General features: G+C 32.3%; 15 protein-coding genes. 8 read left to right on the forward strand and 7 right to left on the reverse strand.

Annotated features, from left to right (window positions below; translation table 11 throughout):
- Positions 1-91: 91 nt before the first annotated feature.
- Positions 92-1,387, reverse strand: coding sequence for a nucleoside hydrolase-like domain-containing protein (locus HNP35_RS06775; protein ID WP_184157601.1), 1,296 nt, complete (start codon positions 1,385-1,387; stop codon positions 92-94).
- A 992-nt stretch (positions 1,388-2,379) separates the two neighbouring features.
- Here HNP35_RS06775 and HNP35_RS06780 point away from each other — a divergent pair.
- From HNP35_RS06780 to HNP35_RS06800, 5 genes are all read left to right on the forward strand, one after another.
- Positions 2,380-2,826, forward strand: coding sequence for a hypothetical protein (locus HNP35_RS06780; RefSeq protein WP_184157600.1), 447 nt, complete (start codon positions 2,380-2,382; stop codon positions 2,824-2,826).
- Positions 2,827-3,472: 646 nt separating this feature from the next.
- A complete protein-coding gene (locus HNP35_RS06785) occupies positions 3,473-3,922 on the forward strand; it encodes a T9SS type A sorting domain-containing protein (protein ID WP_184157598.1) in 450 nt (149 codons plus the stop codon).
- Positions 3,923-3,931: 9 nt separating this feature from the next.
- Complete coding sequence (locus tag HNP35_RS06790) at positions 3,932-10,144, forward strand: FG-GAP-like repeat-containing protein (protein ID WP_184157597.1); 6,213 nt, start codon at positions 3,932-3,934, stop codon at positions 10,142-10,144.
- A gap of 12 nt (positions 10,145-10,156) precedes the next feature.
- Positions 10,157-11,041, forward strand: coding sequence for a hypothetical protein (locus tag HNP35_RS06795; RefSeq protein WP_184157596.1), 885 nt, complete (start codon positions 10,157-10,159; stop codon positions 11,039-11,041).
- A 194-nt stretch (positions 11,042-11,235) separates the two neighbouring features.
- Positions 11,236-11,895 carry an IS1 family transposase gene (locus tag HNP35_RS06800; protein ID WP_184157594.1) on the forward strand — a complete coding sequence of 220 codons (660 nt, stop codon included), beginning with the start codon at positions 11,236-11,238 and terminating at the stop codon, positions 11,893-11,895.
- A 345-nt stretch (positions 11,896-12,240) separates the two neighbouring features.
- Here HNP35_RS06800 and HNP35_RS06805 read toward each other — a convergent pair whose 3' ends face one another.
- The 6 genes from HNP35_RS06805 to HNP35_RS06830 form a co-directional block, all read right to left on the reverse strand.
- Positions 12,241-12,879 carry a suppressor of fused domain protein gene (locus tag HNP35_RS06805; RefSeq protein WP_184157593.1) on the reverse strand — a complete coding sequence of 213 codons (639 nt, stop codon included), beginning with the start codon at positions 12,877-12,879 and terminating at the stop codon, positions 12,241-12,243.
- Between the two features lie 20 nt (positions 12,880-12,899).
- Complete coding sequence (locus tag HNP35_RS06810; protein WP_184157592.1) at positions 12,900-13,547, reverse strand: hypothetical protein; 648 nt, start codon at positions 13,545-13,547, stop codon at positions 12,900-12,902.
- A gap of 439 nt (positions 13,548-13,986) precedes the next feature.
- Positions 13,987-14,724 carry a protein phosphatase 2C domain-containing protein gene (locus HNP35_RS06815; RefSeq protein ID WP_184157591.1) on the reverse strand — a complete coding sequence of 246 codons (738 nt, stop codon included), beginning with the start codon at positions 14,722-14,724 and terminating at the stop codon, positions 13,987-13,989.
- Between the two features lie 243 nt (positions 14,725-14,967).
- Positions 14,968-15,366 carry a DUF6896 domain-containing protein gene (locus tag HNP35_RS06820; protein WP_184157590.1) on the reverse strand — a complete coding sequence of 133 codons (399 nt, stop codon included), beginning with the start codon at positions 15,364-15,366 and terminating at the stop codon, positions 14,968-14,970.
- Between the two features lie 9 nt (positions 15,367-15,375).
- A complete protein-coding gene (locus HNP35_RS06825; RefSeq protein WP_184157589.1) occupies positions 15,376-21,459 on the reverse strand; it encodes an RHS repeat-associated core domain-containing protein in 6,084 nt (2,027 codons plus the stop codon).
- A 5-nt stretch (positions 21,460-21,464) separates the two neighbouring features.
- Positions 21,465-21,917, reverse strand: coding sequence for a T9SS type A sorting domain-containing protein (locus HNP35_RS06830; protein WP_184157587.1), 453 nt, complete (start codon positions 21,915-21,917; stop codon positions 21,465-21,467).
- 538 nt (positions 21,918-22,455) lie between these two features.
- Between HNP35_RS06830 and HNP35_RS06835 the strand changes: the two genes are divergently transcribed.
- From HNP35_RS06835 to HNP35_RS06845, 3 genes are all read left to right on the forward strand, one after another.
- Positions 22,456-23,193, forward strand: coding sequence for an NERD domain-containing protein (locus tag HNP35_RS06835; RefSeq protein ID WP_184157586.1), 738 nt, complete (start codon positions 22,456-22,458; stop codon positions 23,191-23,193).
- A gap of 163 nt (positions 23,194-23,356) precedes the next feature.
- Positions 23,357-23,557 carry a hypothetical protein gene (locus tag HNP35_RS06840; protein WP_184157585.1) on the forward strand — a complete coding sequence of 67 codons (201 nt, stop codon included), beginning with the start codon at positions 23,357-23,359 and terminating at the stop codon, positions 23,555-23,557.
- Positions 23,550-24,212: a TRADD-N-associated membrane domain-containing protein gene (locus HNP35_RS06845; protein ID WP_184157583.1), complete on the forward strand. Its 663-nt coding sequence runs from the start codon at positions 23,550-23,552 to the stop codon at positions 24,210-24,212. The genes HNP35_RS06840 and HNP35_RS06845 overlap by 8 nt, the downstream gene beginning before the upstream one ends.
- Positions 24,213-24,544: the final 332 nt, after the last annotated feature.

Below are 24,544 nucleotides of genomic sequence, written 5' to 3' on the forward strand. Positions count from 1 at the left end.
TTTATCTAATAAAAAAAGCTTCAGAGAACTCTGAAGCTTTTTTTATTGTAAAAACTCTTTAAACATTATTATTGGCTAAAAAAATAGAGATTTATTCATTTAACCATTCCCATCTTTTGCTCCAGTCTAATAGAATTTCATCTCTCCATTTTGAAATTGTTTTTCCTCCTTGAATTTTACCAAAATAAAGATTTGAATCATGTTTGTCAGTAAACCAATTATTGCCTAATTGGTAATCTTTTTGACTCGTTTTTCCAGGCCATAAGTTCGTTGCAACTAATGCGCCGGTTTTTCCATTAATTTCTGGAATATCAGAAGATAATTTATAATTTAAGACCTCTGCCTTTTTGGGAATATATCTTATAGCATAAACATCATTTCCGATATAATATCCTGGCCATTTCTGAATTGTTTTTCCATAAGGGACTTCCATCCAAAAGCCTATAGATTCTTTTTTTGCTTTTGATTTCGGCACAGTAAATCGTAGTTCCATTATAGAACAGAAAGCTATCGTGTCTTTAATGGTTGTTGTTCTGTCAAGTACCATTCGAGGACTGTAATTGAATTTTTCAAAACTACAGCCCCAGCTTTCGCGTGTTGGGTCGTTGGGATCTCCATCCATCATGTAGAGGAGGGAAGGTGTATCTCCCATTTTGACTTCTCCTTTATAATAGTTGATGAAATCTTTTCCTAAAAAGCTTTTGTCTTTAATGTGTTTAGAATAATAATTTGAAATAAGCACATTATCAGGTTCATCACTTGGAGAAAATAACCCATAATAAGAAGAATTGTTTTCGATAAACCATAAATTGGGAAAATTAGCAACAATGTAAGCATAGCTGTTAGCGCTCCATTTTTTATTTGGACCACCTATCCAATACACTTTAATCTTATTTTGAATATCAGGCGCATCGTGCAAAGCTTGTGCTAAATCTTCTAAACCTCCCCAGCATAACACCCATAAAGGTTGCGAACTTTTTTTCTGAGCACATTTCACGATCCAATTAGATCCTTCTGTAGCTTTCGAATAACCAATAAAAGAAACATTTCCGTGATATCCCTGTTTTGTTATAGAACGCAGATAATCAGGAGATGCAAATCCAGACTGGTGTTTTTGAAGTTTCGGAAGATCTTTTTCATACAAATCAATCATTCGAATTATTTCTTGTTTACTTCCATTTCCATAAGAGGGGGATGAAATTAAACCTTCGATTTCAAATTTATCACTATACATTAGTAAATGCGTCATAGATTGATTGTCATCTGGATCTGTTCCGCCAATATCGGTACTAATAAGTATTCTTGGTTTTATAGGAACTGGCTTTTGACCATAAACAGAAGCAATAAAAAGGCTTACTAAACAAAATGTATAATGTTTTATTTTCATGATTTGATTAATTTTTAAATTAATGTAATCGATTGCATTGCTAATGTAAAACTTTTATGCTTAATTTAAAAATATTTAGAGGTGGTGTGTCTGTTGATTTTGAAGAATAAAAAAATACCGTTCGCTAGTTTATAAAGTAAACAAACAAAAAAAGCTCCAGATTTCTCTGAAGCTTTTACTTAGTAGCGGGAAGCATTCAATTATCTAACCGATTTTTTTATGATTTTAATGAAATTTTATCTGCATAGATTGTGTATAGAAACATTCCTTATATTCGCTTATAAAAAGTTAAACTATGATATTAAAATGATGTGATTTTAGTGCTTTTCAGTTAAGTTGCCAAAACCACATCTTTCAATAGTTTAATAAAATTTAAATTTTTTAAATAGCGCGAAATAAGTTAGTCTAAACTTCCCGTCAATTAGACTAATAATCAAATTGATAAATTAAAGTAAATTTTGGAATATGGATTATTTATGTATTATTTTATTGATTATAGTTGTTTTTATTTCGATAAGGGAACTAATCAATTCTAAAAAAGTATCAAATGATAATATCTATGGCATTTATCAAAATTCAAGATTTTACCGTCTTTTATTCGTAGTAATTGCATGCGTATTTTCAATTGTAATGTTTGTTGTGAGAAAAATATTTTATTAAAAATTTAAGTCTATCAGCTTTGTTTCCCCTGCTAGCGCGAGCGTCCCGCTCGTGAACTCAACGAGATGCTGATAAAGATTAAATATAGTTAAAAACAAAAAAGCTCCAGATTTCTCTGAAGCTTTTACTTAGTAGCGGGAAGCATTCAATTATCTAACCGATTTGTTTATGATGTTAATGAAATTTTATCTGCATAAATTGTATTAGAAACATTCCTTATATTCGCTTACAAAAAGGTAAACTATGATATAAAAGGATGTCATTTTATCTTTTTAGTTAAGTTATTAAAAACCATATTTTTTATGGTTTAATAAAATTTAGATTTTTTTAAAATGAGCGAAATAATTTTTGGAAGTGAATATCATCAAATTTTAGATAATCTTTTGAGAGAAATAGATTTGTCTAAACTTCCCTTATACGGAGAAAATGAGATTTACAGAATGAATGCAGGTAGATATGGTAAAGTCAAAATAAAATTAGATATTGAGAGAGATAATGAAAAAATAGAATATATTCGAGATCTATATAGTAAGACTAATAATTCTATTAATTGTTATACATACGAATGGGAAGCTGAAGAAGAAAAACTTCCGAAATACCATGAAGAATATATTAAACCAGTGATATTAAGATTTATCGAAGTTTTATCGACAATTAGCAATAACAATAATGTTGTTTTAAAATTTTCAGTTGTCGACGGTGACTGGAAAACGTCTGAAAACACTGCGCATCATCTTGCAACAAAAAATGCATTAATAGAATTGTTTAAACAAATATAAATATTATACTCTTGTTAGCACCATCTTGTTTGTGAGCTAAATAAAATCAAAATCTTTACACAACTATTAAAACAAAAAAAGCTCCAGATTTCTCTGAAGCTTTTATCGTTGTAGCCTTAACGGGACAATTCTCGAACCATTTTGCAGATGATTTAAAAATATTAAGCCCACTTATTTAATATCTTTTTCTTTTCACTTTTTAAATTTATCTAAAATTTTATCCTTAAGAAATGGTAAATAAAACGACATTGTAAAGCATATTTACATCACCAAATTGTTGATTATTTAGAAATCATTTTCTTTTGAATCTTATCAATTCGTCCTCATTAACGTCATTTTGCACCGTTTTCTAGTCTCTGAGAAAACAATTTTTTAAACATTGATGAGTTTTTGGTATTCTCCGTCCTCTTTTAGAATGAATAGTAGAATAATTTTGAATTACTAAAGTTATTAGTAAGATTGTAAATACATCTTTTAAAGCCTCTGCAAAATTCGCTAATTCACTTAAATAGTATATCTATCCCTCTTTTTCTGCTCATTTTTTTACATAAAACTAATATCAAAAATTTAACAATAGCTTTTTGCAGCGAAAGTGAAATTTATTTTTCTTTGCTTTTTTTTGTAAGAATCTTTTAATTAAAAAAACATGAAAGAAAAATTGTTAGTTATAATATTAATAGCATCTTGTACTTTATCTTACTCCCAGCAGAAGATTATTTTTGGTTACGATGTAGCAGGAAATCAAACTAGCCGTACTCTGTGTTTAAGCGGATGTACTGGTAAACAAGTGAAAGAAATTAAAGAAATTGAAGTTCTGGCTGAAGAAGATATGCAGCAATTTTCACCTGAGGATACTTTTTCCTACTATCCAAATCCTGTAAAAGAAGAACTTTTTATAAAATGGGAAACAGCGGATAATAGAATAAGTTCCATAAATGTATATGGAATAACTGGACAGGTTTTGGAATCTTATGGTGATCTTCAAAATACTGGTGCCAAAAATATTCCATTTCGCCAATATCCGAGTGGAGTATATCTTATTGCGCTCACTTATAAGAATGGCAAACAGACAACAATCAAAATTATTAAACAATAAATTGTACATATGAAACAATTTTACTCTATTTTAATATTACTTTTCAGTTTAAATATTCTTTCTGCTCAATCTGCGGAAGTTGGTGTAACTCATGGAGAACTATCAGTTTCTTTGACTGGCGCTGCAAATTATACTGTGCCAATTTTAGTGCCTCCTGGGATTAATGGGATTGTTCCTCAAGTTAATTTGACATATAACAGCCAAGCAGGAAATGGAAATGCAGGCTACGGCTGGAATATCGGTGGCATATCAACAATTAGCAGAACTGCTTCCACTAAATTTCATGACGGAATTATAGATCCTGTTGATTTCGATAACCTTGACCGATTTACTTTTAATGGCCAGCGCCTTATTTTAAAATCTGATAGTCCTGCTGGATATGGAGGAAATGGAGCAATTTATGAAACTGAGAATTATTCGAATATAAAAATTACTTCGTTTGGAGTTAATTCCAATGGTTCAGCTTATGGACCTTCTTATTTTTTAATTGAATATCCTGACGGGTCTAAAGCATATTACGGAAGTAATGCAAATTCTCAATCTCTTACAGATTGGGCTATCGCATATTGGGAAAATGCGCAGGGCGTTAGAATAAGTTACGATTACACTATTTCAAACAATATTCTTGATATATTATCAATTAAATACGGTGCATTATCAGCTTCCACACCAATAAATGAAATTAAATTTAATTATGAAAATAGAGCAAGGACAGAACAAAGCTACATAGGCGGACAAACTTTTATTAAAACGAAAAAATTGTCGAATATTAGTGTAACTGGAAACGGAGTTGGTTTTAGGAATTATTTTTTAAGCTATTATCTTACGAAATCAGGTTACGAACAATTATCTGGAATTACTGAAAAAAATGGGGATAATTCAAAGTCATATAGTCCAACGTTATTTCAATATGACACTAATTCTGAGACGATATCTCCCAAGGAGATTACTTCAAATATATCAATGGGTGAAATCAATTCAAAAAATTCAGCTATAGTTTCAGGTGATTTTGATGGCGATGCTAAAATGGATTTCGTATTATATCCTACTACAGGGACTAATGCTAAAAAAGAATTTTGGTTATTCAAAAATATATCCAATTCTTCTCTCATTACTCCTGCAAAAACGACAACAGGTCTTTTTGAGACGATTTTTCCTTCAACATTTCTAAGTGGTGACAGCAAAATGTTTTACAGCCAAGGAATTACTGCGGCACAAATGGACGCCAATGATTATGGTGCTGTAAATTTTAATACATTTTATAATTCAGGAATGGGGGTTGGCATAGAACAGACTAAGAAAGCGATATTTCCAAACCGTGATATTCAATTTTGTGAATATACATATAATCAAGGACAGCGTAAATATTTTTTTAATGGTGATTTTAATGGAGATGGATTAACTGATGTAATTGCTATAGATAAAGACATAGAAGAGGCATTTTGTGAAATAGATCCTTATACAGGTGAGAACAGGTATATATATTCTTATAATAGTACTGGAGGGGTGTATTTTGTTGATTTAGATCGAAGAAAGCAGACAAATTTTGTCAACTTTGCAGGGACTCTTCAAGATTATTTTATATCTCATGACAGCAGGATCGAAACTTTTGATGTTAATGGTGATGGTAAAACAGATATACTTCATTTTAAGAACGGTAAGGTCTCCGTTTATACTTTAAATAACAGTAACCAGCTTGAACTTCTCTGGCAGAAAACAGATGCAGATATTAAAGTTGCGCAATCAATATTGCCTGGAGATTATAATGGAGATGGTAAAATGGATTTTATAATAAGTAAAGGTATTGGTAATCTCGCCTACGACTACGTCAAATATCTGTCAACAGGAACTGGATTCGAAAAAATCCCGCAGACCTACTCATTCTCCAATATAGGCAACAGTGAGGACGCTCAGGGAATTTACAATGGAACACTTATTCCACTTGATATTAATGCGGACGGTAAAACAGATATTGTTCAATTCAGATCAATTTATGCAAAATCGCAGGGTAAAGGTACGGCTATAATTAATGTCTTTAAAAATGTAAACTCTTCATTTACAGCATCTGCCGTACCTACTTATCAGACGGCATCAACAAGTGCTGTAAAAAGTTACCCAATTCCAATTTTTCTCTCTCCAAAAACTAATAATCAATATTTATCTGTTGGTTTAATCAGCAATAGTCAGCTTTATAATTTTGACTCACAAGATGATTTCAGCAAAGAAGGACTACTGAAGAGTATCACGATAGGTAATGGAGTAAAGGAGAGTATAACTTACAGTCCTATGAAACAGGATCCGTATGAGCCGTTCTATAGTCCGACAATATTTACTGAAACCTTTCCCAACGTTGATATAGTGGCTGCACCTAATCTGAAAATTGTTACTAAAATTGAAGAGCAGAGTGCAAGCCAGTATAAAAAACAGTTATTCAATTATTCAGGTGCGGTTATAAATACAGAGGGATTGGGCTTTCTTGGTTTTAGAACAACAATGAAAACAAATTGGCACAATGACACTATGCCAATAATATCGACAGTCTCTAAAAACAGCATTGCGCTTAGGGGAGCAAATATCGAAAATTTTGAATTATTAGATCTTCAGCTCCCGACAATTCAAACACCTTCTGCATTTATTTCCAGGTCAATTTTGGATTATAATAGCGCGGCGGATGCATTACAGGGAAATAAAGTTTTTAAGCTTAAAAATACAGGTATCAGTAAGTTTAACGGTTTAGAGGATACAAGCAGTATAACAACTAATATTTTAGATCAATATAATAATCCTACGTCCGTTGAAACTAAACTTAAAGAAAATACAAACGTTATTCAGACTGCAACAACCGTAATTGGTTATAAAACTGAAAATTCTTCACCTTATTACAGAGGACTTCCTGATGTAAAAACAATAACTTTAGTAGTCAACGGTAGCACGATGTCTTCTGAAGAGCGCTATGACTATACTTCAGCTAATTTTGGACTGTTAGAAAGAATTAGAAAGAAAGGGGATGCCTCTACAAATTATGTGACAGAAAAAAATGATTATGACAGTTTTGGAAATGTTACACAGAAGACTATTTCAGCAACTAATCTCGTTGACCGCAAGACGAGTTATCAATATGATCTCTCAGGAAGATTTTTAATTAAAAGTACAGATATTGATGGATTATTTACAACATTTGATTATAACTCAAATTCTGGAGCGTTAAACTCTGAGACGAATCAGAATGGACTTACAACGTCTTATTTGTATGATACATGGTTCAAAAAAATTAAAACAACTGATTATCTTGGAAATAGCAATACATATGTTTACTCAAAAAATGCGCAAAAGAGCATAATTACTAATACAGGTGACGATAATAGCATAATTGAAGAAACTTACGATGATTTAGGGAGAAAAGTTAAAGTAAAAGTTAAAGATGTAGCCGGTAATTTTTCTTCTACTGATTACTTTTATGATATATATGATCGGAATTATAAAATAAGTGAACCTTATTTTGGCAGCAGTTCTTCGCAGTTCAATGAAACACAATATGATGTATACGGTAGATTTAAAAAGAGTATTTTGTTTACCGGGAAAATAGTGAAATGTGAATATTTTCCTCTTACAACGAAGTCAGAAATTACTGAAAATTCAAAGACTAAAACAATTGTTAAGAATGTAATGGGGAATACGGTGTCATTGACAGATTCTCCTGGAGGAACAATAATATATACTTACTATGCTAATGGAGATTTGAAGGAATCTGATTATTCTGGATCTAAAATAACAATTACGCGCGATGGATGGGGAAGAAAGACAGCGTTAAACGATTCTTCAGCAGGGATATATACTTATGAATATAATGATTTAGGAGAAATCACAAAACAAACAACTCCCAATGGAACTACAACATATGTTTTAGATGATTATGGTAAAGTTAAAGAAAAGACTATTGCAGGAGGGAGTACTACAAACAGTTATACTACTTACACATATGATGCAGCTTCAAAACTGCTCATAAAGATAAAATTTGATGATTTCATTAATGGGGGCAGTATTACTAATGAATATACTTACGACCCCTTCAAAAGAATTGATGAAACGATTGAAACAACTCAATATGCGCTTTTTAAAAAGAAGTTTACTTACGATGCATTTGGTCGGGTTGATACAAATACTTTAACAGCTCAAGCTGCTGGCAAAGGAAGTGCAAGAATAATCAGAAATATCTACAAAAATGGAATGCACTGGCAGATCTTAGATGATCTTACATCTGCTGTTCTATGGCAGACGAATACTTTAGATGCTAGAGGAAAGCTTTTAACTGCTGTGTGCGGTCCCATTGCTATATCTAATTTATATGATTCTAATGGTTACGCTTCAGAGTTTAATTATAATAATGCGGCTGTACCTTCCATAAATATTTTGAAATTGTCAACTGTTTTTGATGCACAAAAAGCCAATTTGAACAGCAGAAATAATAGCCTCTTTAATAGGAATGAAACTTTTCAATACGATGGATTGGACCGCTTAACGGAATTTACAAATGTTTCAGGAAGCCAAGAAAATCAGACCTACGATGACAGAGGTAGAATTCTTCAAAATAGCTTCGGGACGTATAATTACACAAATAACAACGCACTGTATCGAAATACTTCTCTAGATGTTACGCCTGCTGCTTTAGCATATTATACAGGAAGACAAGTTTTAGATGTTACTTATAATGCATTTAAAAGTCCTTTTGAGATCTACGAAGCGGGAATTGATAGAGTCAGTTTTGGCTATAATGACAATAATTCGAGAAGCGCGATTTTCTATGGCGGTCTTCAGACAAATAAACTCCAAAGGGCATTTGGGAAATATTATTCAGAGGATGGTTCGATGGAAATTAAGCACAATCTTTCAAACGGGGCGGTTGATATTACCACTTATATTGGGGGTAATGCTTACAGTGCGCCATTGATATTAAAAAGTGACGGAACTACCCAAAATTATTTTTATTTACTGCGTGATTATCAAAGTTCAATCGTTGCTATTGCTGACCAATCAGGTGGAATCGTAGAAAAAAGACTTTTTGACGCTTGGGGTAACATTTCATCTGTACAGGATGGAGCTGGGAATTCTCTTTCAGGATTAACTATTTTAGATAGGGGTTATACAGGACACGAACATCTGCAGAGTGTTGGAATTATACATATGAACGGACGTTTGTATGATCCAAAACTGCACCGATTTATGCAGCCCGATAATTTTGTTCAAGATCCTTACAATACTCAAAATTATAACCGATATGGATATTGCTGGAACAACCCTCTAAGATATACTGATGTCAGTGGTGAATGGATTCACATAGTAGCTGGAGCGGTGATAGGAGGAGTAGTGAATTGGGGAATTCATGGTTTTAGATTTGATATGCAAGGTCTGAAGGCATTCGGAATTGGTGCCGGTGCCGGTGCTTTAGGAGCTGCTACGGGTGGAGCCGCATTTGCGGGAATGGGCGGAGCTGCTGGTGGCGCTGGAGGTTTTGTTGCGGGGGCTTTTGGAGGAGGAGTCGGATCGCTCTATTCTTCAGCATTTTTGAGTTTTGGAAATAATATGGCATTTGGAGATCCGGTAATGTCTGGAAAAGAGATGATTAAGGGAGTGGCTTTCGGTGCCTTGACAGGCGGAATGATGAACGGAGTTGCAGCTTTGCTTAATGGTAATAGCTTTTGGACAGGAACACCTCCAAGAATTTCAGTTCAGCCAGTAACTTTGCCGAAACCGGCGGGGCTTCAGAAAATAAATGCTGATGATGCAAGTGACATTAAAACAGGGGATTACAAGATTTCAAGTTCTACAAAAACAACAACATCTCCAACATCATCGAATAATTTATCAAAAAATATCGATATAGAAAAGGGATATGTTGATTTAAGTAATAGACCTGAATTTAACAAAATCGTTGATAAGGCGGATGATATTATTGAATATTCAGATGATTTAGTGAAAAAAGCACAAGAATTATATCCAAATAAAGCGGGACGAATTGAATTACATCACATTAATCCTAAATATTTAGGTGGTGCAGTTGATGGTGAATTAGTTCCTCTTGATGCATCATATCATCAGGTAATAACAAATGAATTTAGAAGCATTCAACCTTATGGATCGGGACCAGTTGATGCCTCGATGCAACTTGAAATTATGAAGCAGGTCTACTCTAAATATCCTCTTCCTCCGGGATTTACTTTTTAATAAAAATGAAAAATGAAAGAAACAATTGAATTTAGAATAAATAGTGATTTTTCTAATCTTCTGTTTGAAGAAAATGAAGGAAAAAAAATGGGTGCCTCAATAAAGGTTGTCGAAATTTCAAAAGACGACCCAAGATATGTTAGGATTCCTGAAGTAGCAAAAATGGTAAAGGAAAAATATGATCGCGCATTTTTTTTTGGATGGAAAATTATCAGAAAATATACGAAAAGTGAAATTAATAGTGCACAATTATTTCAATTGAAGATAAAAACTGTTTTTCAGCCGACAGGAGAAGAGAGTGGAACGCAATATGATGAGGCGAATGTGTGCCATTTGTGCGGGGCCAATAGACAACAGATCGGTAGTCTAAAATTGAAAGGTAATTCTTTACCAAAAAAAGATATAGCCAAAACAATTGGAGGCGAAATTATTGTCTCAGATAAGTTTATAGAAGTGTTTAAAAGTAGAAATTTAAAGGGATTGGAGCTTCAGCAGCTAATTTTCAATAATAAAACTTCAACATACGCACAATTATTAGTAAATAATGAGTTGGATCTATCATCTAGAATCACTACAGGTAATGATCCCTTTACATTTACTACTGGCAGTAAAGGAGGTACGTTTAATGTTTCCGGTTATGATATTAAATTGGAAAGAGAGGTTTATATATGCCCTTATGGACATTTAATAGGACTAAATCTTTTATCAGAAGCATCTGTAATTAATAGCGATATAATTAATGACTTTGATCTTTTTGTTAGTAAACAAAAATTGGGTGTGAGACGAGGATTGTTGATTCCTGAACCCGTATACTTTTGTTCTACAAAGTTTAGAAAAATTGTAGAGGAGGAAAAATTAAGCGGGTTTGACTTTGAAGTGGCAAATATTGTTTTATAATGTAGTATTGCACATTAGGGGTAGTGTTCCAGATTAGGTGTTTTGATAGTATATCCATGTAACTAACTGAAAAAGAATATTACAATTAAATTATTGAATAGAAAAAGAGACGACATCAGGTCGTCTCTTTCATTTTTTGTCTTTTAATAAGCCTTAAAATGCTTTTACCTTAGCTTAGTGTTTCAAATTAGGTCATGAAAATAAAATGTAATTTTTGCAATGGTAAATACATAAAAAATGGATTTCAATCTAACGGAAATCAGCGTTATAAATGTTGTGTTTGCAAAAAAAGACAGCAGGTTGAATATAGCTACAACGCTTACAAAAAGGATATCAATCAGGAAATAGTGTTGTTCACCAGAGAAGGATTAGGAATAAGAAGCACGGCAAGAATATTGAAAATATCAGCTACAACATTACTAAAAAGAATTGTTTCAATTGCCAGAAACATTGCCAAGCCAATTAGCAGCAAAGGTAAAACTTATGAAGTCGATGAACTTTGCACTTATATTAGAAACAAGAAAAATTATATTTGGCTAGTCTATGCTTTAGAAAAGAAATCTAAAACTGTTGTGAGCTTTAATTTTGGAAAGCGAACCAACAAAACACTGAGCCGAGTTCTGGATACTTTAAAATTATCAGAAGCTAAAAAAATATTCACAGACAGACTAAAAAACTACAGATATTTAATTGATGAGAAATTGCATTCTGTAAAACGTTTTGGCACCAATCATATTGAAAGGAAAAATCTGACGCTAAGAACTCATCTGAAAAGACTCAACAGACGTACAATCTGCTTCAGTAAAAGTTTAGTTGTTTTTAATGCCGTCTTGAAGATTTATTTTTGGATTTGAGTTTATTAAGTTAATTTTTTTTAGAGAATTAAACTTAACGGGACTTGAACCAATTTTCCTTGAAAACACTGGGAGTTTTTATTTTGAAAAAATAAAACAAGATTTTTCGAATCACAAAAAAGCCTGTGAAATCTATATTTCTCAGGCTTTTACTTGTTTTAGTAGCCCCAACGGGACAATTTTCGAACCATTTTGACAATGATCTAAAGAAATTAAGTTCGATAAAGTTTTATATTTAACCTTGAGATTTAGATTCCCACTACTATTCAAGAAGTGGCTAAATCGAATTAAATAAAAGTAAAAATTAAAGGCTAATTAATAAGATAATTGTAATTTATTAGATTCTTATTTACACACATTTTTTCGCCCAATTTCCACTATTTCTTCAATTCCAAATTTGTCAAAATGTTCAAGTAAAGCATATGCTCCATTTTTTTTCTTGAATTCTAGCTCTTCTTTGTAGAGAGGGATTAATGTGTAAATGTCAACTACTTTTTCATTTTCTAATTGAATTTGAGTAAAATCGTCTGACAATTCCATAGAATGCGCCAGCATTACAGAATTGAATCCAACACCTTCTGCAAATTCATCATCTTGTTCATATCCAAAAGTATGCCCAAAACCAAACCAAGTTTTGTTTTCGTGAGGTGACATCATTATTTCTTTCATAATTCTAATAGGCCAGTAGTTTTTTTCATCACTAAAAGAATCATATTCTAAATTCCATTCCTTTGGTAATAAAATCATTATTTCGACATATTCTGATGATTCAGTATCTTTTGGAACATCCATTGGTAAGGCACTCATCCCACAGCTTAATAAAATATGATACGGTCTGTCTTGGTTTGCTTTTATGAAAAAGATATCTCTATGAATTATTTCTGATTCTATTTCATCAAATACAACAATATCTTCATTTTCGTCAAAAAAATGATCTAAATGATTATCAACAATTTCAACACTATTAGGGACTTTTTTATTCATGTTCTTTTTTTGTATACTATTTAACTAATTTTCAATGTTTCATCAAAAGCAATTTTGCGAATTTCTAAATTCCCAGGCGCGCCAAATTTCTTCATATAATCCCATTTTGCTTTCTTGTCAATTTTAATTGGTTTTGTTTTATCACTTAGAGGATAAATTCGCATGTTTGTACAATCGAAAAAAGTATTTTCATAAATTTCAAAGTCTGAGCATGGAAATTTTTTATTCAAATTGTATCCTATATCCCATAAATAAAGTACTTCTTTTTTATTAAGTTCAATAATATACAAATCACTTTCATCTTCATATTCTGGTGCTATAGCAATTCTTTCAGCAGAAATTCTGCAAGTACGAACTACACCTTTATCTATTATTTCATTAACTTGATTCAATATAATTTTATGCTCTTTTGTCAATTTATAAATTTCATAAGGCATAAATACAATAAATGAAAATGCAAAAACTCCAAGAGTTCCAAAGAGGAATGTCCAGAAACTCTCAGGTATTTTAATCGCAACATAAGCGCATCCGATTCCTATTACACCGGCGATGATTAAATGAGAAAATTTTATTTTTCTGTTCGCCATTTTTTCATTTTGTGCAACTAGTTTTTTTAATAATTTTAATTCAGCAGGATAAAAAGCTCTGGGACTAAAAGTGATTTCCATAATAAATTAAGCTATAACTGAAAAAAAGCTTATTTAATTATCAGTTTATGAAGTGCTAATATAATTTATTTCTCACAAGATTTGCATATAAATTTATAGATGGACTGTAGGCTTTATGTTTGTAAATCTTGACATAAAATTATTAGCTTCTTTCTTCTAAAAATGATTGGTAAATAGGTTCGAATCCCATCTGGTCAACCTAAAAGGATTGATGAATCATTATGTTTTTGTAAGCTAAAGCTTTGTTATTGATAAAAAAGCCATAAAAAAAGACCGATCTTTTTTAAAGATCGGTCTTTTACCTTGTAGCGGGAAGCATTCAAATATCTAACCGATTTATTGAGGATTATTATTCGATTTTTGCATTCGCATATTAAATTAATTGCATTTTTTTGGTTATAAAATTTAATCAAATGTAAAGTTTTCATAAGCTGCATCTTTATTTAATTATTCTTATCATAGAAAAATCATCAGTGGGTTTTACCCCAAACTCATTTTGCAATATTTTTAATTTTAAATTTAGCATCTCTTCTTTTTCACAATATGTGTCATCAGTAGTTAAAAAATCAATTACATTTATTTCATCATTTCTCTCTTTTGACATTACCCTTTCGAAAGTAAATATTCCATCTGTAGAAATACTTATGTCTGCTAAATCATTAAATTCTATTTTTTGTTTTTGCGAGTTATAAAATTTTTCAAAATCTTCAGATAAATGAAATCCTAAATAATCGGGTTTGTTATCCTGTTCATACTCTGTTATTACTCCATTAATATTAACCAAACCATCTCCAATTATTAGAACAATTCCATGCTCCTCCTTTTTGTCATATAAAATTATGATCAAAGTGGTTAACAATTCTTTGTTATCAAGCATTAATTGATTTTTCACTATTTTAAGTTCATTTAAAAGATTCTTTAAAATTAATTTTAAGTTTTCATCTAAACTCAATGATTCGTTGCTAGGTTCAATAAATTCTTTATAGCCTTTTTCTAAGCATATTTTTTTAAGAATTTTACCAATTAAAACTGACGCAAAATGACTTTCTAATGCAGTTGTACAGCCATCCATTACTGCACAAAGAGTTTTATTTTTCCCATATTCTCCTACATACAAATGATCTTCGCAGTTGTTTTCATGATATTCTCCAATTTGTATTGCTGAATATATTTTCATTTCTTTTTTATTTCTTTACAAATATTTTTGATATATTAACTATTTGAACTTTATTCTACCAAATGATGTACAATATTAAGATAATCATTCTGCATCTTTCAAATTGGCATTAATTCTTTATTTTTTGGATATAGAAGTCTGATCATATTTTTGGCGATTTTTCTTAATTTTTTTAAAATAAAGAAGCCTGTAAAATTGTAATTTCCCAGGCTTCTAAAATATTTTACAGATAGTATGAATAATTTAAACAACTCTGTATGTCTTGTATGTTCGTCCCATGATAACTAACCAAGCTAAAATACCTTGGTCGATTAGTTTAGCTAATTCATCTTCTATATCATGCATTTTATAATTTAAGTTACTGTACTCTGGGTGAGTTCTAATAAATTCTGAAAATTTCCAAAGTGAAAAATTTATTTCATCATCTTTAAATATGGAGATATTATATTCGTAAATGATTCCCTTATTTTCAGCAGTACAGCCTGTTCCATGAAACCAATAATTTATTTCATTAATAACACCTTTCCGCTCAAAAATAGATCCAGCTACCTCGCATGGATTTCTTTTTGTATTGTATTTAATTTTTAAAGAATTTTCAAAATATCTTATAAAATTAATATATTGATTTAAAATTTTTTCCATGCCAAAAAATTAAAAATGTAACCCCGCCCAAATTTCCTCAATTTTACTTGCAAATTTAGTATAAAATTTCATTCCGCTAAATTCAATAGCTTCAATAGTTTCTCCAGATCTTAAAGCTGCCTCTATTCTATGGTGTCCATCGACTATAAATTTTTCGCCTTCATAAAGATAGACATAAATGCCCTCATTGTAAAAAGCGGTATCGCCTGATTTCAACATATCTATAAGTTCTGCTATTCTTCCTTCATTTTGTGCCGCTATTTCTGTACTTTTTAAGAGTTTTAATCCTTCTGCAGAATATTGAACAAATTTTACTGCACCTGCCCCTGAAATCCACTCCAAACCTCCAGAGCTAGCAATCATGCCTGGATAATGAGGTCGTTCGGAAATTAACTTTTGAAAAAACGATTTTTTTTCCCACTCGATAAGGGCATTTCTATATTCAAGTATTCCTAAAGGGGCATAGTACACTATACTGCTACTTGAATAATAAGGACTGTTTTTATAAACATGATTTTGAATCAGTTTTGCATTCGCTGCGTCACCATTTTTACTGTTAATAGTAATATTGGGTAATTGTTCTCCAATTTCACCCTCTTGATTGATATATCTGTTAGTCCCCGCTTTATTAAAATTACCAAAGCCATCGCCGTACCACATTGTGTCGCCAGATTGATTATCGCTGTCTTCCCATAGCTTATTCCAGAATTTATTTGTCAGGTTTCCACTAGGATCAGTATATAATAATGGATTATTTAAGACGTAGCCATATGGGTTGTAATTTTGCGTATCGGTTAAATTCTGTATGTAATTGTCAACCTGCAAGAACCTATGGATTTTAGGATCGTATAATCTTGCGTTCATATTTATGAGGCCTATCGCCTGAAGGTGCTCATGTCCAGTATATCCTCTTTCAATAGCAGTTAGCCCAGATAATAAAGTTCCTGATCCATCTTCCACACGTATTATAGAACCCCATGCATCAAATAATCTTTTTTCAATCAGTGCACCGTTGGAATTACTTATGGCCATAATAGTGCCTTGATAATCCCTGTGTAAATATAGGAAATCTGATTGATTAATTCCGTTGCTTTTTACAACAACCGGAGCAGTGTAGGCGTCACCGCCGATATAAGTAATAAATTCCGTTTCACCTGTAAGTATATTTTGCTTGACCTCCATCGTGCCATCTGCAGAGTAGTGTTTATGGATTGGCCTCAATTCTTTTTCGTCCTGCAGACTACCGCAATACATAGTGCTTCTCTGGTTGTTTGCATTATATGTAAAACTGATTTTGTCAATTCCTGACTCTTCAATTTGTATTGGACTTTTAAAGGCATTATATGATATGATCAGTTTTTTTTCTGCCATACTGCCACTACCACGGTTAGCATAATAATCAGCAGCCTCTGCAGAAAGCGTTATGGAAGTATTCTGATAAGGCTTGGAAGGGTCATAGCCATATGTTCCTAAATTATTGTCTTTAATAACCCCGAATGGTTCATAGTTTTGTATTTCCTGAACACCTGATTTATTTGTAAATTCTTTTAGTCTGTTAATTTCATCATAAAAGAATGTTTCAGTGTAATTTCCAAAAGAACTGTTTATACGTTTCTTAAGGTTATCTGTATTTTTGTCAAATTCGGTAGTCAGAGTTAGCAAGTTATCGGTAGATGAAATTGTTTTGTTATACTCTATTTTTGACACGTAGCCGTCTGGATCATATGTACTGGTCGCTTTTATTCCATTGCCACATATAGACTCTAAAACCTGCCCTTTAGCATTTATAGTGTTTACCTGCCACAGAGGCTGATCATTAGCATCTGAAATTTTATATAAAGCGCCATTTTTATAAGCGTATTTAGAAACAACTGTGCTTATTTTACCGCCAACTTCTGCTTTTTTTGTCTTGGTGGCTACTCTTCCAGCACTGTCATATTCAAAAGAAGTTGTAAATTTTGAGATTCCAAATTTTTCTTCAATTATAGATGTTGGTCTATTATAAAGATTGTCGTAAATATATGAAGTTAAAGTTTCATTACTACCCGCTGGTTCATTAAGATCTTTAAACTTAATAGTGAGAGGCAACTTTAAAGAGTTATAGGTAAAATCTGTTTCTGTACTTGTGCCACCTCCTGCAACTGTTTTTTTTGTAGGCCTTCCATATGGATCTCTAGTTATTGTTGTTATTACGGCACCATTTTGTGAAGTTTCCTGGGTAAGTTCGCCTATGTCATTGTTTGTATATGTGAAAACGCCTGCAGCAGGATCAGTTAGTTTTGTTTTTCTTCCCCATCCATCCTGTTCAGTAATTATATCCTGATTATTATAGGATGTTTTCTTTAGATTTCCATTAGCAAAATACGCGTAATCAATAGTTCCTCCTATAGTTTCATTCACTGATGAGATTTGACCGAGGGCGTTTTTGTAAATTGTTTTGCTTTTTTGGCCATCAGTTATAGTAGCTGATAAGACTGAATAAGTGCTGGATACCGATCTGCTGTTAAACTGTATATTTTGAGTGGTTCTGCTGTAAATATCATATTTGGTTTCGTTCCACTGTGTCGGCGAAGAACCCATATATGGCTCACTGATTTTATAATTTCGATCAAATATATCATACAGATAGGAAACGTATGAAAAAGCATCGTTTAAATTTTTAGTACCAGATTTTATTTTTCTGCCTAAATCATCGAATGTTTCCTCAGAAACACTTCCGTCCAAGTCATCAGTTACAGTAACTCTTGTTTTTTCATTATTTCTGTTATATGTGAATGTTTTAGTTTTGACCAAAAGGTCATCTTTTGATGTTAACATTTTAAACCATGAATCGTAAGTATAGGATATGGACTGGCCATACTTATCGGTTTTTTTAGTAAGCGTCCCATTATTTGCATTGTATTCAAATGTTGAAAAAAGCAATTCAGGATCAGTAATTTTTGTGACAAATCTGCCTGTTAAGTCATATTCATAGGAAGTTGTCCGTGAAGTGACATTAGGAGAAGAAATTGTCTGCTTTTTAAGATTTCCATAAGCATCATATTCATTGTCTTCAGTTATGTATCCTGTATTTGTTCCTTTTTTCTTAGTTTGGGTTAATAAATTGTTTGTATAGGTAAACAATAGCTCGCTGGCCATTGTATCACCAGAAGCATTTACGCTTTGTGTCTGTTTTACAGGCCTGCCTATTATGTAAGAAGAAGATGAGGGAGCATTAAAATATTCAGTTACAGCATTAGTAGTTTGGAGAGTAGACGTTCCTTCTTTTACTGTAGTAGTAGAAGAGGTTATATTATTGAATGTATCATAAACTATATTTGCAGTCTCACTATTTGAGTTGTTCAAACTGTTAAATTCCTTAGAATTTAAGGTCTTTAATCTAAACACTTTATTAGACTGCAAGGCATCTGCAGGACTGTTGTATGTAATAATGGATTTAGTAATAAAATCAGCAGGAGCAGAACTTCCATCAGGAGCATATTCTCGGGCTAGTCTAAAACTTTCGACAGCTGCTCCCCTTAAATTAATCTGATTATTAACCACATTGGAAAAAAATGCAGTTGTATCGTCGAACCAGTCCGTCTGATTTACAGACTGGAAATTTATAAATCCAAGCCCTTGGAAATTTGATACTGCACCGTAATAATAAAACTGTCTTTTTCGCGTACCATCTTTACTTTTCTGCTGTATTTTGGAAACAACATATGTGTTTGGGCTTAACTTGATATCTAAATTAGGATAGTAGGTCAAGCTTGTACTTGGCGTGTAGATGTAATTACCATTGGAATCAATGTTTTGAGGCTTTAAAGTACTGTATTCGATAGTCTCTTCAACTCCGTTTCCTGTAAAAATTTGGGCAAGCAGGGCATTTTGTCTCAGGTTTTGCTCGGCTGTGAAATAATTTATTCTGCTTTGCGTAATAAATGCAATTTCTAGCGTTGAATTTACACTGTTTACTGTATTTGACAAGCTCTGCATACTCTGAGGCAAATATACGGGAAGCATATCTATATTAATGCTTGGATCGTTGACGCTGTAAGTTTGAGGATATTGTGCAAATGTATTATAGCGATTTGTGTAAACATTTAAAGTTGCAATTCCGGAGCTGTAGCTTCGAAGATTTACAAGATCTGTTTTGCCGTCATTATTTAGATCTGTACTAAAGAAATTATTGGTGACTGAAGCATTGTTTGCACTATATTCTGGAGCTGTTGTCAGGCTTTCTTTTGTCAGAGAAATACCTGTCGAAGTATATTTAGACCAGATAGTACTGTTAAACGCATTTGGAATCAAAAATTCAAAATTGCCATCTCCATTGTAGTCTCCCATTAATATAGGCATTCCAGCTGTAATTGCAGGATCTGAAGCAGTATTTTGATATAACAGATTTAGAGTGTAAGTTTCGCTTAAGGTGTAGACTCTAACATAACCCTGGTCAAAAACAAAAAAATCAGACTTTCCATCACCATTAAAATCTGCCACTTCAATTCTTGTAGTCGCACTTATTGCATTTGAAAGTTCACCCGCATAAAATAGAAAGTTTGCGGTAAGATCTCTCTTTAAATCAACAAAGTAAGCTTTTCGTGATGCTGCGTCTTCAGTGCTGGCGGTACATCGGCCAGTCGAAATGTTTTCTTTGCAATATTTGTGTGATGCACTCAAGTCAAATGCTATTACATCCGTTAGGCCATCGCCGTTAAAATCACCCGATATAATCTTTTTAGGAAATATTCTACCTGTCTGGCTTGTCAATGCACAGAGAGAAGTGCAGGTTTCATCTATCAGGTCTAGAGGAAAATTTACAACTTTACTGTATTGTGTTGCAATTGCAGAAGTACTTCCTTTGCTGTAGACCGTAAAAGTATAATTTGTATCTGTTTTTTTTGTGATTGCCCATCCCTGCGGCATAACGATATTAGCAGAGCTTAGAGCTGTTACAGGAAAAATATCTTCGAAAGTACCAATATTTTCCTGAGTAGCGATATTATTATTGTCAGATTTTATATTGGTGTACAGCCAATATTTATTTTTCATGTCAGTACCTGACGTTCGGTACAGGATTAAATCCATCTTCCCATCCGAATCAAAATCGCCAGAAATACTAGCCGTATTTTTTGTGGTAACATCTGCTAAATTTATATTTGATGTAGCCGGCAGGTGATGAATCCCATCCACTAATGGTGTGTACCAGAAAACAGTTGGGTTGTAGGTTTTGGAATTATCTCCGCTTTTTTCTTCAATCTGAGTTATTACATCCAATTCGTCATATTTTAACAGATAATTTCTAAAACCAACTCCATTTCCGATTGTTTTTATTTGAGACAAATTTTTATCCCTGATTATATTTATTCCACCGAAGTATCCATTTTCAGCAGTTGTTCTTGTATTGTAAATAAATTGGATTTCATTTATAGGAGCGGCTGGAGATAAGGTTCCATATTTTATGGAAGAGATGTATAATGAATTGGTTGAATTTACATATTCGTAACTAATCTGTGCTCCTTGAGGGCTTGTCCAGCTGGTAATTGACCAATCAGTAACACAGCGCGAGTCTGCAGAATTTCCATAATAAGCCTTTGCGCCGTCAGGATATTCAACTACAAAGTAAGCGGGGCCATAGTTAGCTCCATTTGGGTGGATTCCATAGGATGTTATTTTAAGGTTAGAATAGTATTCCGTTTCATATACGGTGCCATTTGCACCATATGCATCTGTTCCGTTCTTTACAATTAGTCTCTGGCCGTTGAAGGCAAACCTGTCTAAAGCATCGAAATCAACAGGATCAATCACTCCATCATGAAACTTGGTAGATGGAATTCTCGTGATGGAAGAAATTCCGCCAATATTCCAACCTTGGGCAGCCGTTCCCTGAAAAGGGCTTCGGCTGCTGTAGTCGACACTAATTTGAGGCACAACCCCATTAATTCCTGGCGGCACTGCTATTGGTATTGAGTAATTGGCTGCGCCAGTTAGGGAAATGTTTAATTTGCCCTCTGTTATGCCAACTTCTGAGGAGCTGTTAATTGGATATGTCTGAGCAGAAAGAAAAGAGCCATAGATTAAAAATAGAATTGAAAAGTAAAACTGTTTCATTTGCTTTATTTTTTTATGATTTTTATAGTTTTTGAGTTCCCTTTGTCATAATTTAACTGCACCAGATATACGCCGCTGCCATAATTCTGAAAAGGAATGTTGATACTGTTTGTTTTGGTGCCGGAATAATTATTTAATACCTGTCCGCCAATATTATAAATCTGAATAGAATTAACCGAATTCTGATCTGTAACCTCCCATTTTAAAAAGAGTTCCTCTTTTACTGGATTTGGGTAGTAGGATATAATATCTTCAGGCGAAAATTTTAAAAGGTCATCCTCTGTGAGTGCTTCAATCTCTTTAACTTCTTTCGCAGGTTTGCCAGTTGACTGACAGCCTAGACATAACTCACGGACAACCTGATTGCCTGTCAGTGGGTCGTAAGAAAATTTGAGCTTATACTGTGCTTGGGATGTGAAGAAAGCCCCAAAAAATAAAATTAGCAGAAAGTTTTTCATGGGTTAAATGGTAATTTAAAGTTTTAAAAAATAAAACAAATGTTAAATATTTATTAAATGAAACTTTACGGGTTTCCGTAAAAATGTAAAATTTAACATATAAATTTTTAGTATTACGTAATTTTACCTTTTTAAAATGCTTTAGAATTAATTTACTTCTGCAGATAAATTGGTTTTGAGAGCATCCATATTTGGTTTTGTTTAATTCTTAATGCAAACTATTCTGCTGTCTACATTCAAAAGCCATACCTATAGCATAATCACAAGGAGATAAAAATTAAACGGTGCTTAAATTTGCGAATATAGTACCATGATATATGGGATGTTTTTTTAAAGTTGTGCAAATTTCTCTGACTTTGCATTCGTAATCTGAATCAATTTTAGTAAATTCTTATCCAAACAAAAAAAGCTACAGATCTCTTTGGAACTTTTAGCGGGAAGCATTCAATTATCTAACCTAATTATTAAAGATTTTTATAAAATTGTTAGTTAAAAGTATTTCTTTATATTTAGTTGAAATTTAAGAGACTAAGATTTTATGGAAGTAATTTTACTAATTGTAGTCCTTTTTCTGATTTTAATTTTTTGTTTTTACAAAACAAAAATTAAAGGAATAGTTGGAGAGAAAACAGTTTCGTCAGTATTATATTTTTTAAATAAGTCAGATTATAAAGTAATTAATAATGTAGTTTTAAGAAGAGGGGAAGTAACTGCTCAAATCGATCATGTGGTGATTTCTAGTTTTGGAATATTTGTTATTGAAACCAAAAATTACAAAGGATGGATTGTTGGACATGAAGACTCGGAGTACTGGACTCAAGTAATATATAAGTACAGAACGAAATTTTACAATCCAATTTTTCAAAATGCGGGACATATACGAGCTTTGAAAAGTTGTTTAAACGAATATAGCGATCTTGAATATGTATCTGTTATTGTTTTTTCGGCGAAAGCGGAAATAAAGATTGATACCAGTGTAGATGTTATTAATGTGTATCGTCTTTTAAGAACAATTAAAAAATACTCTACTATAAATCTCTCAAAAGACGATAAGAATAGTGTTTTTGAAAGAATTAATGCTTCTAATACCATTGATTCGTTCAATAAAAGGGAACATATTAATTATATTAAAAGAAGAATTAGAAACCGAGAAAAAAAAATTAAAGAAAACAAATGTCCACAATGTGGCAATAATTTGGTTGAAAGAAGAGGACAATTCGGAAGTTTTTTTGGATGCAAATCGTATCCAATATGTAAATTCACAAAAAAATATTAAAATAAACTTTGGGAAATGACTGTTAATGTGAGCTTCCCGCTCGTAATCCAAAGAGTTATTGGATAAAATTAAACCAGCCTTTATTTTCATTTATGCATAATTCTTGCGATTTTGACACTTCGTTTTTAGAGTAATTTTAGTACTTTTGTTGAAAATTTTAAATATGAAAATTCAAAAAGTCGTAACAGTTAATGTGCTTTCCCGAGTAGGGTCAACTAGCTCAGCTGAATTTAAAGAACTTGAATTCCCAACTTTAAATCGTTACTTGTCTGAGGGGTATAATATTATAAACGTTTATCAAATTGCTCCAAGTCCTCAATTATATTGTGTCACTATTACATTTATTTTAGAAAAGAATGAATAGTTTTTCTGAATTAAAAGATTTTTTCGCAATAATAATTCCAGTCTTTGTAGCAATCATCTCATCAATCGTATTGTTAAAAGCTAAACAAGTCCAGTTCGGAAAACTAAGTATTGACTTGGATAAAGATGATCAAAAAGCACAAGATACTGCGGAATATTCTTCTTCAGATAATGGAAGTGATATCTCGTTAACAACTAATGAGAGACAATTTTTACTTCTTAAACAATATCACGCACAAGGTTTAGGTCAGTCTAGAATTAGTTTTTGGTTTAGTCTAATTTTTGCTACTTGTGGATTTGCAGTAATTGCGATATCAATCTTAAATGTTGACAATAATAAAAGTTTTTTAACTCAGCCTAGTTCAATAATTTCGTTGATCTCAGGTACTATAATTGATGCAGTTTCGGCTCTGTTTTTTGTTCAGTCCAATAAAAGTAGAGAATTAATGTCTACATTTTTTGAAAAATTAAGAGCTGATAGGAAAATTGAAGAATCATTAAAACTTGCCGATAGTATTACAGATGAAAATCTTAGAAGTAAATTAAAAATGATTTTGTCTCTACACTTTGCTGAAATTGTTACTTCTGATAATATTGTTTCTATAGTTTTCAAAGATTTAGATAAGTCAATTACTGTGGAAACAGAAAAAAAATAATGACTCTCCGACGCTCGAGTAATCATCCCGTTTTTGAACATAACAAGTTTAAAGTTTTAACTAAAACAAAAAAAGCTCCAGACTTCTCTGAAACTTTTTACTAGTATCCCTAACGGGACAATTCTCGAACCATTTTACACATGATTTAAAAATCCCATGAAGCTAACAAAAAAACATTGTTTTTAAAGGGTTTTTAAAGATTTTAGTCAACATTTAGTCAATAAGATTTGATTAATGTGTAAAACTCAGTCATATTGACCACTGTTTTCCAATTTAAAGTGACCACTTCGTTTCGGTTTAAAGTGACCATCTAATTTCGGTGCAAAGTGAGC

The sequence above is a fragment of the Flavobacterium notoginsengisoli genome, assembly GCF_014207905.1.
Classification (GTDB): Bacteria; Bacteroidota; Bacteroidia; order Flavobacteriales; family Flavobacteriaceae; genus Flavobacterium; species Flavobacterium notoginsengisoli_A.